This is a genomic window from Flavobacterium jumunjinense (assembly GCF_021650975.2).
GTDB classification, from domain to species: Bacteria; Bacteroidota; Bacteroidia; order Flavobacteriales; family Flavobacteriaceae; genus Flavobacterium; species Flavobacterium jumunjinense.
In genome coordinates this window covers 2,788,152-2,801,623 of sequence record NZ_CP091285.1, presented here as the reverse complement: position 1 = coordinate 2,801,623, position 13,472 = coordinate 2,788,152, and the positions used below count along the sequence as shown (strand labels likewise).

13 protein-coding genes, 7 tRNA genes and 1 riboswitch are annotated in these 13,472 nt (G+C 30.0%); of the genes, 12 read left to right on the top strand and 8 right to left on the bottom strand.

The genetic code is table 11. The features are described from left to right. Window positions 1-68: 68 nt before the first annotated feature. From L2Z92_RS12545 to L2Z92_RS12535, 3 genes are read left to right on the top strand one after another with little or no spacing between them, the layout of a single operon-like run. Window positions 69-458 carry an RNA-binding S4 domain-containing protein gene (locus L2Z92_RS12545; protein WP_236453777.1) on the top strand — a complete coding sequence of 130 codons (390 nt, stop codon included), beginning with the start codon at window positions 69-71 and terminating at the stop codon, window positions 456-458. Then, complete coding sequence (locus L2Z92_RS12540) at window positions 451-1,023, top strand: class I SAM-dependent methyltransferase (RefSeq protein ID WP_319800373.1); 573 nt, start codon at window positions 451-453, stop codon at window positions 1,021-1,023. The genes L2Z92_RS12545 and L2Z92_RS12540 overlap by 8 nt, the downstream gene beginning before the upstream one ends. 9 nt (window positions 1,024-1,032) lie before the next feature. Then, a complete protein-coding gene (locus L2Z92_RS12535; protein WP_236453771.1) occupies window positions 1,033-1,527 on the top strand; it encodes a phosphoribosyltransferase family protein in 495 nt (164 codons plus the stop codon). Here L2Z92_RS12535 and L2Z92_RS12530 read toward each other — a convergent pair. Beyond that, window positions 1,519-2,034, bottom strand: a complete 516-nt coding sequence (locus L2Z92_RS12530; RefSeq protein ID WP_236453769.1) for a shikimate kinase — start codon at window positions 2,032-2,034, stop codon at window positions 1,519-1,521. The two genes, L2Z92_RS12535 and L2Z92_RS12530, sit on opposite strands and share 9 nt — an antisense overlap. A gap of 129 nt (window positions 2,035-2,163) precedes the next feature. On the opposite strand from L2Z92_RS12530, the gene L2Z92_RS12525 reads away from it, so the two are divergent. The 7 genes from L2Z92_RS12525 to L2Z92_RS12495 all read left to right on the top strand — a co-directional run bounded on the left by L2Z92_RS12525 (window position 2,164) and on the right by L2Z92_RS12495 (window position 2,865). Further along, window positions 2,164-2,236, top strand: a tRNA-Lys gene (locus L2Z92_RS12525). 31 nt (window positions 2,237-2,267) lie between these two features. Then, window positions 2,268-2,340, top strand: a tRNA-Lys gene (locus tag L2Z92_RS12520). A gap of 39 nt (window positions 2,341-2,379) precedes the next feature. Continuing rightward, window positions 2,380-2,461, top strand: a tRNA-Leu gene (locus L2Z92_RS12515). A 25-nt stretch (window positions 2,462-2,486) separates the two neighbouring features. Continuing rightward, a tRNA-Lys gene (locus tag L2Z92_RS12510) sits at window positions 2,487-2,559 on the top strand. Window positions 2,560-2,586: 27 nt separating this feature from the next. Continuing rightward, window positions 2,587-2,659, top strand: a tRNA-Lys gene (locus tag L2Z92_RS12505). A gap of 30 nt (window positions 2,660-2,689) precedes the next feature. Continuing rightward, a tRNA-Lys gene (locus tag L2Z92_RS12500) sits at window positions 2,690-2,762 on the top strand. Window positions 2,763-2,792: 30 nt separating this feature from the next. Continuing rightward, window positions 2,793-2,865, top strand: a tRNA-Lys gene (locus tag L2Z92_RS12495). A gap of 54 nt (window positions 2,866-2,919) precedes the next feature. Here L2Z92_RS12495 and L2Z92_RS12490 read toward each other — a convergent pair. Genes L2Z92_RS12490 through L2Z92_RS12475 form a run of 4 tightly spaced genes read right to left on the bottom strand, consistent with a single transcriptional unit; the run spans window position 2,920 to window position 4,913 of the window. Continuing rightward, entirely contained in the window at window positions 2,920-3,447 is a 528-nt protein-coding gene (locus tag L2Z92_RS12490) for a DUF4252 domain-containing protein (protein WP_236453766.1), read from the bottom strand. A gap of 5 nt (window positions 3,448-3,452) precedes the next feature. Beyond that, window positions 3,453-3,977 carry a DUF4252 domain-containing protein gene (locus L2Z92_RS12485; protein ID WP_236453763.1) on the bottom strand — a complete coding sequence of 175 codons (525 nt, stop codon included), beginning with the start codon at window positions 3,975-3,977 and terminating at the stop codon, window positions 3,453-3,455. 8 nt (window positions 3,978-3,985) lie between these two features. Beyond that, window positions 3,986-4,417, bottom strand: coding sequence for an anti-sigma factor (locus L2Z92_RS12480; protein WP_236453759.1), 432 nt, complete (start codon window positions 4,415-4,417; stop codon window positions 3,986-3,988). Further along, window positions 4,398-4,913: an RNA polymerase sigma factor gene (locus tag L2Z92_RS12475; protein ID WP_236453756.1), complete on the bottom strand. Its 516-nt coding sequence runs from the start codon at window positions 4,911-4,913 to the stop codon at window positions 4,398-4,400. Before L2Z92_RS12475 ends, L2Z92_RS12480 begins: the two co-directional genes overlap by 20 nt. Before the next feature lie 181 nt (window positions 4,914-5,094). Between L2Z92_RS12475 and L2Z92_RS12470 the strand changes: the two genes are divergently transcribed. Next, window positions 5,095-6,516 (top strand): S41 family peptidase, encoded by a 1,422-nt coding sequence (locus tag L2Z92_RS12470; protein ID WP_236453754.1) that lies wholly within the window; start codon window positions 5,095-5,097, stop codon window positions 6,514-6,516. 69 nt (window positions 6,517-6,585) lie between these two features. On the opposite strand, the gene L2Z92_RS12465 is transcribed toward L2Z92_RS12470, so the two are convergent. The 3 genes from L2Z92_RS12465 to L2Z92_RS12455 all read right to left on the bottom strand — a co-directional run bounded on the left by L2Z92_RS12465 (window position 6,586) and on the right by L2Z92_RS12455 (window position 11,482). Next, entirely contained in the window at window positions 6,586-7,653 is a 1,068-nt protein-coding gene (locus L2Z92_RS12465) for a YncE family protein (protein WP_236453751.1), read from the bottom strand. 4 nt (window positions 7,654-7,657) lie between these two features. Then, entirely contained in the window at window positions 7,658-9,481 is a 1,824-nt protein-coding gene (locus L2Z92_RS12460; protein WP_236453748.1) for a TonB-dependent receptor plug domain-containing protein, read from the bottom strand. 69 nt (window positions 9,482-9,550) lie between these two features. Continuing rightward, window positions 9,551-11,482 carry a TonB-dependent receptor plug domain-containing protein gene (locus L2Z92_RS12455; protein ID WP_236453746.1) on the bottom strand — a complete coding sequence of 644 codons (1,932 nt, stop codon included), beginning with the start codon at window positions 11,480-11,482 and terminating at the stop codon, window positions 9,551-9,553. 78 nt (window positions 11,483-11,560) lie between these two features. Next, window positions 11,561-11,828: riboswitch (cobalamin riboswitch) on the bottom strand. Window positions 11,829-11,995: 167 nt separating this feature from the next. On the opposite strand from L2Z92_RS12455, the gene L2Z92_RS12450 reads away from it, so the two are divergent. Further along, window positions 11,996-13,390, top strand: coding sequence for a hypothetical protein (locus tag L2Z92_RS12450; RefSeq protein WP_236453743.1), 1,395 nt, complete (start codon window positions 11,996-11,998; stop codon window positions 13,388-13,390). The last annotated feature ends 82 nt before the right edge of the window (window positions 13,391-13,472 follow it).

Here is a 13,472-nt window from a genome sequence, read left to right as displayed (position 1 = left end):
ATTTTGTGCTGCAAGATACAATTTTCCTTTATTTTTGTATAGAAATTAACATTGATTTTTGATTAAAAATGAGAGTAGATAAATTTTTATGGTGTACACGGTACTTCAAAACGCGCAACTTAGCTTCTGAATCTATAAAAAAGGGACATGTGACTGTAAATGGTCAAGTTGCAAAACCTTCAAGAGAAGTATTTGCCACAGATAAAATTGTTTTACGAAAAGACCAAATCAACTACCAAATGACAATCTTAGATGTACCTTCTAGTCGAGTTGGAGCAAAATTAGTTGACATGTACCGAAAAGACACAACTCCTGATGAAGCATTTGCACATTTAGAATTACTTAAACTTAACAAAGAATATTATAGAGCAAAGGGAGAAGGTAGGCCTACCAAAAAAGACAGAAGAGACATTGATGAATACACAACAGACATAGACGATACTAATGATAATGAATAAGGAGTATTGGGAAAAAAGATATATTGATAATGAGACCGCTTGGGATGTTGGCTCAATTACAACTCCTTTAAAACAATATATTGATCAAATTAAAAACAAGGAGTTAAAAATTTTAATTCCTGGAGCAGGAAACAGTCATGAGTTTGATTACGTAATAAAATCTGGTTTCAAAAATACTTTTGTTATTGATATTGCCAAACCTCCTATAGAAAATATTAAATCAAGAAATCCAGAATTGAAAGAACAAATTATTGAAGGTGATTTTTTTGAGTTAGACATGAAATTTGATTTAATCATTGAACAAACTTTTTTTTGCGCACTTGACATTTCATTAAGAGAAAATTATTCAAAAAAAATTCACGAATTATTAAACCCAAAAGGAAAAGTTGCTGGCTTACTATTCAATTTCCCTTTAACAGAAGAAGGCCCACCGTTTGGTGGAGAAATTAAAGAATATATTTCATTATTTTCTTCTTTATTCAAAATAAGAACTTTAGAAAAATCATATAATTCAATAAAACCACGTTCTGAAAAAGAACTGTTTTTTATATTTGAAAAAAAATAACACAACACTATGCAAAATATCATTTTAAATCATCAAGAGATTCAACACAAAATTAAACGCATAAGCTATCAAATTTATGAAACTTTCGTAGATGAAAAAGAAATCATCATTGCTGGTGTTTCTAAAAGCGGATACATCTTAGCTGAAAAAATTTGTGATGAATTAAAAAAAATTTCCGACCTTAACATTACCCTTTGCGAAGTAAACATCAACAAACAAAATCCACAAGAACAAATCACGACTTCAATTCCAAGTGACCAATACTCAAACAAAGGATTAATACTTGTTGATGATGTTTTAAATTCAGGAACTACCCTAATTTATGGAGTAAAACATTTTTTAGAAGTACCGTTAAGCAAATTCAAAACAGCAGTTTTAGTTGACAGAAATCATAAAAAATATCCTGTAAAAGCAGATTTTAAAGGCCTTTCACTTTCTACATCACTACAAGAGCATATTCAAGTAATTTTTGAAGAAAACAACAGTTACGTTTACTTAAGTTAACTTCAAAACAATGTCATTGCAAATTTCTTCAACCGATTTATCATCGATAGAAATAATATTTTTTGATTGTAGATAATAGTAACTCCTGTCAAATAAATGTTTTCTAATATAATCGTCTAATTCTTCATTAGATAGATTTGCTATTAAGGGTCTATTATTTTTTTCGCTTTCTAACCTATTTGAAAGCGTTTTAATAGATCCTTTTAAATAAAACGACGCAACATCTTCAAGTTTTAAAATCTCTTCATTATTAGCATAACATGGAGTTCCACCTCCAAGTGCTAATATAAAGTTTTCATTCTTTGTTATAAAATCTCTAAATATTCGACTTTCTATCTTTCGAAAATATATTTCTCCTTTAGTAGAAAAAATATTTTTTATGGTATCTTTTTCACTTTCCTCAATTATTTTATCCAAATCATAAAAGGGAATTCCTACAATTTCAGAAACCTGTTTTCCTATTGTCGATTTACCCGAACCCATGTATCCAACTAGAACTATTTTCATACTTTAAATAATTACTTAAAAACTAAGCAGTTAAAACTTATTTTTAAAAAAAGTGTAAATTTATATAAAAAATTCCTTGGATTATAAATTTTAGCCCGTATATTTGCACCCGCATTGAAGGAAATAAATGACTTGGTAGCTCAGCTGGTAGAGCACATCACTTTTAATGATGGGGTCCTGGGTTCGAACCCCAGCCAGGTCACAAATTTCAATATTTTTTCCCTTCAAGCTTTGACTTGGTAGCTCAGCTGGTAGAGCACATCACTTTTAATGATGGGGTCCTGGGTTCGAACCCCAGCCAGGTCACAATGAAAGTTAAGCTATAGCTTAACTTTTTTTATTTAAGGCCATGTGGAGGAATTGGTAGACTCGCCATCTTGAGGGGGTGGTGTCGCAAGACGTATGGGTTCGAATCCCATTTTGGTCACTAAATAATTCACATAAGAAAAATAGACTTGGTAGCTCAGCTGGTAGAGCACATCACTTTTAATGATGGGGTCCTGGGTTCGAACCCCAGCCAGGTCACAATAACATTTTGATTAGATTACACAAGACTTGGTAGCTCAGCTGGTAGAGCACATCACTTTTAATGATGGGGTCCTGGGTTCGAACCCCAGCCAGGTCACAATTATTACATTTTGATTAGATTACACAAGACTTGGTAGCTCAGCTGGTAGAGCACATCACTTTTAATGATGGGGTCCTGGGTTCGAACCCCAGCCAGGTCACAATTATTACATTTTGATTAGATTACACAAGACTTGGTAGCTCAGCTGGTAGAGCACATCACTTTTAATGATGGGGTCCTGGGTTCGAACCCCAGCCAGGTCACAATAAACAAAAAAAAGTCCCTTGCGGGACTTTTTTAGTTTACTATATTTAAAGTTACTTTATCATTTGCTTCAACGACTCAAACTCTTTCATATTTAAATCTGATTTACTAATAAGGTTAATCAGCTTCATTATTTGAGTAGGATTCATATTATCTCCTAATATTCGCACTAAAGCAAATCCGTTTTCTTTCTTATTTGCAAACAAAACAAATTCATCTATATCATCATCTTCTCCAACAAAATACAAAGCTCCTCCATCATTACCAGACCCCATTCTCATTAACTCTTGATATGACTTTCCTTTTAAAAGTTCTTTCACCTTTTTCTTTTCAGAAACATATGCCACATCGTTTAATGAATCTTTCTTAAAAGCTAAAATATTCATTTTTTCAAAAGCATTTAAAGCTTCTTTGTCTGATTTTGTCAAACTAAGTTTCCCTGTATTAATTATTGAAGGTGTAATATCTAATGCTATAAAATTTGAAGATTCCGAATTCTCTACAAAATACTTTTGTAAACTTGGTTCATTATTACAGCTAACCATTATAGCTGTTAAAATTATAAAAATTAATTTCTTCATTTTGCTTATTTTTTAGATGCTTTTTTCAACTCATTCCCACCTGGTAAGTTCATTTTTTCTGTTAATGCAGAAATTTCATCAAGATTAAAATTACCTGTTAACGACATTACTATCGCTTGATTTTCTTTATCTGTTGGTGATTCAATATACATTAACAACTCTTTTACAACATTTGCCGAAGCACCCGATTTAACATAAATAGTTACTTTTTTTCCTCCATCATTAATTCGCATTAACTCTTCCAAAGGATTTGATTTCAAATAGCTATTTACCGTATTTTTCATATCATTAGCTACCTTCACATTTCCAGTCATAAAAACTTTTAAATTATCTAATTTTTTTACTAATTCAATAAATTGTTTTTCACTTCCTTTTGTATCTACATCTATTTTCCCCATTAATTCAAACATCTTTTTATTAACGATGATTGATTTTACAACTTCACTATCTTCATATTTATCAAATACTGATTGGGAAAAACCTATAGAGACAAACATTACAAATACTATACTTACTATTAACTTTTTCATTTTCTTAATTATTTAAAAATTGTTTTTTTTGTTTTTTCATACTCTTTTAAAATCGCAACACTCTCTACTCCTTGATTTACTTCTTGGGATAACATTTCGAGTGCTTTTTGTGTTTCTACATAAGCTTCTTCAGGATCGGAATAAGTTCCTAAATCTTGAGGATTGTTAACATAAAAATACATTGTTCCAAAAAGAACTACAACTGCAGCAGCAACACCTATCCATTTAACATTTACTTGTTTTCTAGGTTGTAATGGCAGGGCTTTTGTAAATCGTTGTTCCTTTTGTTTTTCAAAATAACCAAACATTGGTTTGTACATAACCAAATGTTCTGCTACTTCATTTGAAGAAAAATAGGCCTTCAATTCTTTTTCTTCAGCAATACTAGAATTTCCTTCTAGATATTTATCTATTAATATTTCAATTGACTTCAATTCCATAACTGTGTTTTTCTAACAATTTCTCTCTAATAACTTTTCTCGCTCTTGACAATGCTACTCTTACTGCTGTTTCATTCATGTCTAACATTTCAGCAATTTCACTAAATTCATATTCTTCCACTTCTCGCATTTGAACAATAATTTTTTGTTGCTCAGGTAAATTATCTATTATTCTTTCCACCCAGTTCCAACTATCTTTATCTTCTACTTGCTTATCTACTCCTGCTGCTCTATCTCCATAATTACTATGTACTAATTGCAAATTTGATGCCCTTTTCGATTTCAATTGATCCAAACAATAATTCTTAGTAATTGTCATCGCTAAAGCTTCTACACTATTATACTTTAAAAGTCCATCATTTTTATTCCACAATCGGACTAAAACTTCTTGAGTAGCATCTTCTGCTTCTTCAACACTCGTTAATAATCTCTTTGCGACTCTAAAGATTTTGTCTTTAAAAGGAGTAATGATATTTATAAACTCATGTTGTTTCATTTTAATTAGTTGGTTTATTATCTAGACGAATGTAAATTAATTTTGTTACATTAGAAAAATAACTCTATTTTTATTTATTATATTTCAAACTGCGAAACAACTACTTCTTCAACGTATTTTTAAGCAAGAAACTTAATATATTAAAAGTTTTAAGAAATGTAAGATTTAAAAAAATACAACTATGAAAAAGAAAATTTATTTATTATCTAGCTTATTTTTAATGCTCTTTTTAACCTTTAGCTGTAGTGATGATTTTGACGACAATCCACAACGAACCAGCGTAAATGACTTCATTTGGAAAGGGCTAAATCAATATTATTATTGGCTTCAAGATTCTCCCGATTTAGCAGATGATCGATTCAACAACAATAACAACTATCAAAGTTTTTTAAATTCATATTCTCCTCCAGAATCATTATTCGAACATTTAGTAGTAGACCGACAAATTGATCGTTTTAGTGTTATCTATTCTGATTACAATGCATTAGAACAAGCATTATCTGGCACTCAAAAAAATAATGGAGTTGATTATGAATTACGTTATAAAAATGGAAGTACAACCGAGCTATTTGGATGGGTTAGATATATTTTACCAGGATCTGATGCTGCTTCAAAAAATATTACTAGAGGTGATTTTTTCTATGCTGTTAATGGTACTTCTTTAAACACCTCTAATTGGAGAAGCCTTTTGGGGAATGACACTTATACTTTAAACTTAGCTAATTATGATGGCGGAAACATTACTCCAAACGGAAATTCTGTTGCTTTAACAAAAACAGTTTTTTCTGAAAACCCAGTTCATTTGAAAAAGACTTTTACAATTGGAAGTAAGAAAATAGGTTACTTAATGTATAATGGATTTTATTCTCAATATGAATCTGAACTAAATAATGCTTTTAGTTATTTTGCTTCTGAAGGCATCACCCATTTAATTTTGGATTTACGTTATAATTCGGGTGGTTCTGTAGACACAGCAACTCGACTTGCAAGTATGATTACTGGACAGTTTAATAATCAAATTTTCGGAAAACAACAATGGAATTATAAAATTCAAAACCTATTTAACAGTGATCCTGAACAATTATTGAATCTTTATACAACAACCTTAAGTAACGGTTCTAATATTAATAGTTTAAACTTAGATAAACTATATGTTTTAACATCTAAAAGAACAGCCTCTGCAAGTGAATTAATTATAAACGGGCTTACTCCTTACATAAATGTTACTCAAATTGGTGATGCAACGACTGGTAAAAACGTTGGTTCAATTACTCTTTATGATTCTCCTAATTTCAGAAAAGAAAATGTAAATCCGAATCATAATTATGCAATGCAACCTATTGTCTTAAAAATAGCTAATAAAAATAATTTTAGTGATTACACTAACGGATTACAACCAAACATTACTCAATTAGAAGATTTAAACGACTTAGGTGTTCTTGGTGAAACTAGTGACCCTTTATTGAATACAGCTTTAAATCATGTCGACATTAATGGACGTTTTTCAGTTAAACAGCCGCAACATAACTTCAGGCATTTTGAAGATGTAAAATCATTAAATCCTTTTGGTAATGAAATGTATCTTGAAAACGCTCCAAAATAATATTTTATTTTTTTAAACCTATGAGAAACGCTCCTTTTGGGAGCGTTTCTTATAGGTTTATTTGTTTAATTAATTGTTAAAATATATCCCAGAAGGAGAAATTCCAACCGTAAAACTATTCAATAAAGTTCCTGTTAAAGAATATGCATACACTTCTCCATTCGAAATATAATCCTTTGCATCTCCAATATAAATTCTACTATTGTTTACTGCAAAACTATATATTCCATAAGCTCCTTGATTTGCTGTAGAAAACAACTCAGTTGTTGGTAATTCAGTATCGTTTAATCCCATTTTATAAATTTTAGAGTCTACAGTATAATAGAAATTATTTGATTCAAAGTCTAAATTAGAGGGATGTGCAATACCCGCAAAAACTTTTGATTCTGTAGTGTTATCTAAAACATTAATTTTCACTAATTCACCCGTTGTTTCTGTTGCAGACCAGCTTGGAGCCCCACCACATAAAACGTATAAAGAATTACCTACCAATTCTAATGAATTTGGAACATCACCTACTGTTACCGAAGCAACACTATTATCAGAAAGATTAATTACTGACACGCTATTTCCTTGTCCGTAACCTCCTTTATGCGCTACATATAACTTATTATTACTATGTAAAATTCTCTCTGGCCCTTCAACAACAGGAATGGTAGAAGTAACTGCATAAGTATTCAAATCTATTACTGCAACATAATCGTCTGTTGATGAACCACCATCACCCCAGTTTGTAACATATCCTTTACCGTTCGCGAAAGTAATATATCTAGGATTACTTAATCCACTTGTAATACTTGCTACATGAATCATCGTATAACGATTTACAACTTCTATTTTCTGAGAATTATTCAAAACAATAAAAGCTAAATTATTATAGAAACCAATATCTTGACCAGTATCTCCTAATGTTAATGTTGTATTAACCGTGTTAAAAACATTGTTCTTCAAAATTGAAAAATCATTTGATATATAGGATATTTCACTGTTATCTGTTCCAAAGTTTCCTTCATTCAAAACAATAACACCATTATCGTAAGCTCCTAACTCTTCTTCTCTAGCAACATCATCACTACTACAAGAAAAAAATAATGTAGAAGATACAACAGCTAATAAATACAGTTTTTTTAATTTCATTTTTTTAAAAATTAAGGGTTAAATTCATAGTGTAATTTCGACCTGGCATAGGTCTGGATAATAAATTTTGATACGGCTTATTTTCTACATTAAATACCTGAAAAGTAAGTGCCGTTTTTATTTTAGTCTTTAATGTATAATCTATAGACAGATTAGATATTCCATATTCTTTCAGTTTATAAAAATTATCAGAAGAAGTAAATACTTCACCATTAAACACATATTGATAATTCAAACTAAAAGAAGCAACATTAACTGCTAATGAAGAAGTGAATTTATGATACGGCACATAAATGAGCTGCTTTTCAGTAATTTCATTAGTAGACTTAGTGTATGCATAATTACCATTAAGATCAATCCTAATATTTTGTATTTTTCTTTTCCAATTCAAATTTGCTTCAAAACCATAAATATTTACTAAATCAGTATTTTCTGGTCGCCAGATTCCGAATTCATTTGGAACCCATCGTAACATATCTTTTAAATCTGTTTTAAATCCAGTTAGTCTTACTTCAAAGTCCTTATAATTAAATATATTGTTTATTTCATATTGTAAAGAATGTTCGGGATTCAAATCAGTATTTCCAGATCCTTCCCAATACAAATCATTAAAAGTTGGAATTCTAAAGTTTTTAGAAAAATTAGCCTTTACATTATAAAATTTAAACGGACTATATTTTACTCCTATAGAATACAACAAAGGGCTTTCATAATTAGAAGTAATCTCCTTTCTAAAACCAATTTCATAATTTACTTTCTTTAATAACGAATGTTTGAACAAAAGACTTAATGAGGAAATATTTCTTTTTGTTTTTGAAACATTTGTACCAATTCCTGTATTTTGAGTGTGACTAATTATTGGATTTATTTTTATTTTATCTGAAATTTTATAAAAGAAATCATATTTCAAAATAAGACTTTTCACTTCACCATAAGAAAACAAATCACTTTCTTTATTTTCAAAATACTTATATTTCTCTGTTAAATAAGCAACTTGACTACTTGATATAAAAGACTTACCTTCATATTTCCATTCTAATAAGTTTCTAGCATTATAATCTTCATACTTACTTCTTGATGGCGAAGCAATTGTTCCAGAAAAAAACTTCTCCCCATCGAATAAATGTGTAGCAAACTTTATGGTATTCTTATTGTTTATTTTATAACCAAACAAGGTATTGAAACTAGTATTTTCATAGCTTCCGTTCTCATTTTTTTTATTATAACCTAGATATTCATAATCATTTTCCGATTGATTTCTCGAAAAATTTATGTTAGCCGAAATTTTATCAGAACCTAAATTTAACTTATAATGAATCCCTTTAGTGGCATAACTTCCATAATTTAGGCGGACTGTATTTGAAAACTTATCTTCAAAATCTAAATAGGAATTTAAATGAATGGTACCTCCAATAGCTCCACTTCCATAAGCCACACTTCCTCCACCTGCTCTAACAGCAATCGAATTGAAATCGAAACTATTTATAGTATTAAAATCGGTTTGTCCATTAAATTGAGAGTTAATATTTATACCATTCCAAAGTACAGCAGTTTGTTGTGAAGTTGTTCCTCTAAAAGAGGCGGAAGACGTCATTCCTTTTCCATATTCTTTGAAATATATCGTTGTATTATTCCTTAACAATTCAGTTAATGAAGTAGGATTTCTTTGTATAACGCTATCTGAAAGTTTTACAATAGAATGAGTTAAAGAAAAAGCTTTAAGTTTTGTATCTATTAAAACTACTTCCTTTAATTTGACTATAGAATCATTTTGACAAAAAACGATAGAAGCATAAAAAAAAGCTACCAAAAGGAATATTTTCTTCATATTATGATAATTTATTTTTCTTAAAAAAACGCTTCTTTTTAAATGAAAGAAGCGTTTTCTATAATTCCATTAGAACTGAAGATTCACTCCCAATTTAAAATTTCTACCTCGAGTAGAATATCCTATCTTTTCAACAAATTCAACATCTAACAAATTGGTTACACCTGCAAAAAAAGAAGTATAATTATTTAATTTATAAGAAATATTTGAATTTACAATTTGATATGAATCTAAATCGATTTTTTGAGTAGCAGAAATAGCTGAATTATAAAATAAATCGATTTTTTGATTGGTATACTGATACTGTGCAGACCATTTCAATTTATTCGTAATCGCAACATCTACTCCTGCATTGAATTTATGTTTAGGAATTAACTGTAGTAATTTATCTTCATTTTCTACTTCTGTAAAAGTATAATTCGCTGTTACTTTAATTTTCTCAATTGGAGAATAAGTTACATTTGTTTCAATACCTTTTGCATTAATTTTATTTTCAACATTTTGGTATTGTCCCCATGGAGCTGCAGATAAAGAAATAAAATTCATTTTGTTTTCTTCTACTCTATAAAATCCAACTGCATTTAAAACTATTTTATTATTTAAGAAACTTTTTTCAAACCCTACTTCTGCTGTTGCATTTTCTTCTGGTTTTAATTCTAAATTCCCATATTGAGAATATAACTGATACAAGGTTGGCGTAATATATGCAGTACTAAATGATGACAATACTCTTAGTTTATATTTTTCTAGGTAGAATGAAGGGTTCACATTATAAACCAAATTACTTCCATATTTACTATGAATATTTAAACGCGCACCAGCATTTACGTTCAATCCAAAATCGCTATTATAAACTGCTGTAAAATAAGGGTCTACTACATTAAACTTTGTTATTTTATTATCTACTTCTCCCAAAGCACCTGTTTGAAACATATCCATGAATTGAGATTGAACTCCTGTAATTAAGTGAAACCCTTTAAACAAATCTAATTTATTCACTAAATCTGCATTAATGGTTCTAGACTTATAATATGTTTCATCGGTTGTCATTGCCCATGAACTATAGGAATCATAATTACGCTCTAGATTAGCAAAAGCAACATTTAAATAGGCTTCTCCTTTATTATATTTATAATTAGGTCTAAAACCAACTCTTACCTGTTCTGCATCATATTTATCTACATCAGAATCTTGAAAAGCTCCCAAATCGTTCTCAGAAATTAACTTATCGTAATTAATAAACGCGTCTAATTTTAATTTTTCTGAATATTTATATCCTAATTGTTGATTTAAATTAATCCTTGAAAAATAATCTCTTTCAAAGTTGTCTCCTGTTGCCTGACTAAAACCATCCACCTCAGTACTATTTAGAGTTGTATTAAAACTCAACTTACCAATGTTTCCGTTTACACCAAATCCTTGATTAAATTCTTGACCATTTAGGTTTGTTTTTTCAACTGTATTTTGTGTACCAATATTGAAGTAAGCATTCCCCGATAATTTATCTTTCTTTGCTTTTTTTGTAGTAATACTAATTACACCCGTAGCAGCCCCAGAACCATATAATACACTTGACGATCCTTTTAAAATTTCAATTTTCTCAATTTGCTCTACAGGCAACAAACGTAAATCATAAGTAGAAGCGATACTTGTTGCATCATTTACAGGATTACCATCAATAATAATCAACACTTGACGGCTTCTTCCTCCTCTAATGTAGTATTCTAAATTTTTACCTGCCGAACTATTACTTCCGTTAACCTCTAAACCTGCTACTTGATTTAGCACTTGAGCTACAGATTGTCCTTTTCTAGCTTCTAGATCTTTTGTAGAAATTACATCAATAATTTTTCCTGATTTTTCTCTTTTTTGCTCGAATTTTGTATCAGATACAACAACTTCATTCAATTGATTTACTTTTAAAGTATCAATTTCTTGTGCATAAGAAATACTCGTTAAGAATGCTGCACACACACTCCATCTAATAAACTTAATGTTCATTTTAGTTAATAATAGTTTTAATAAATAGGGAGAAAAGCATAGAATTTACCCATACTCAAACTTTTTTTCCCGAAAGTTTGTTACTTAATGAAAGTGGCAGGTCTCCTGGCTTGCGTCTTGTTATTCACCTTCCCATTTTTAAAGTTAGAAGTTAGAGGTAAGAAACTAGAAGTAATATACTTTCTAAATTCTAAATTCTAAATTCTAAATTATCCAACAGTGGTATGTAGATAATAACAAGCTTTTTAGCTTACAGTTGCGGGAACAGCTTAGGTATTGCACCTAATTCCCTTTTAATGCGGTTTGGATTGACTCCGAAACAACAACCAAAATTCGAGTGCAAATGTAGGTGTTTTTATATTTTAACGATAACTTTTTATAAAAAAACTAAATTAAGCACTGTGAATAAGTCAAATAATCTATTCTTTTAGATTTTATTAAGATTATTATTATTACAAAAAAATAAAATATAGTACTTTTGCCGCACTAAGTATTAAATTTAACTTCTTATCAATGAATAATAAATATTTTTTTTTAACAATTACCCTTATTTTGTCTAATTTAATTTTCGGACAATATCCTTCTCAAACTGGGTTAAGAATTATGGATGCCACTGCTGCAACTCCTTCACCTGGTGTTAAATTCTGGGGCTCTGGGGATACCGATGGCTTTTTATATAGTTCAAAATTCATTAATGGTTATGGGTTTGGGTTTTATAACAAATCAAATGGAAATGCATATAACAATGGAACGAATACTTATTTGTCTGGTTTTTTTGGAATAGATTTCTTTACAAATAGTCAAGCTAGATTAAGAATAAATAGAGATGGAAATGTAGGTATTGGATTAGATAATCCTAATGCCTCATTACATGTAAATGGAGATATAAAAACAAATCAAAAATTTCTTTTTGGGAATTCAGAACTAACTCCTGATCAGGGAGGAGCATTTGTATTAAATGCGAATACAGCAACAGCAACACCATATATTGATTTTAATCGATTCGGAGAAACTAGTAATTACACATCAAGATTTGCTTTATTAGCTCCACAAGTATATACAAATAACGAACCTAAACTTACTCTTTTAGGCTCGACATTAAGTCTTCCACATGGCGTTGAGTTCTTAAACTCTCCCTGGGGTAACGGTTTTGGAGCCAAAATTTATGGAACTGATAACGGTAATGGAACTACTAGTCTAAGGTTTGGAACAAGACATAACGCACACGCCTATACAGATGCTATGGTAATTAAAACTGAATCTGGTAATGTTGGTATTGGAACAGTTGAGCCAACTGAAAAATTACAAATAGGAAATAATTTCACATTTTCTTCTGGAGGCCATGACATAATTGGATTTGGTTTTACTCCTTCTAATTCTACAGATCTTAATACTAATGCATATTCTGCGGAGATTCGTTTAAAAAAGAACTCAGGATCTTTATCAATTGGGATATCTCAAGACTTGGTTAGTAATCCAACTCCTGCAATAGAAATTTGGAAAAACAACAACGTTACTATGAGTTATTATGACTGGGGAAAAGTAGGTATTGGAACAAATAATCCAGACGCTAAGCTTACTGTAAACGGAGATATCCATGCAAAAGAAGTAAGAATAGATTTAAATATTGCTCCTGATTATGTTTTTGAGAAATATTATGATGGTTACTCTACTTTAAAAAGTGATTATAAAATGCCTACACTACAAGAAGTAGAAGCTTATACTAAAGAAAACAAACATTTACCAGAAGTACCTTCTGCACAAGAAATTAAAGAGAATGGTTTAAAATTGGGTGAAATGAATGCTATTTTACTTCAAAAAGTAGAAGAGCTTACACTTTACCTAATTGAACAAAATAAAGAAATTGAAAAGTTGAAAACGAAAGTTGACGAATTATCAAAAAAATAATACAATGAAAGTCCCGAAAGGGACTTTTTTATTACTTATAATTATTTCTTTTTCCTTTTTCTCATTTTACGCACCAAAATAA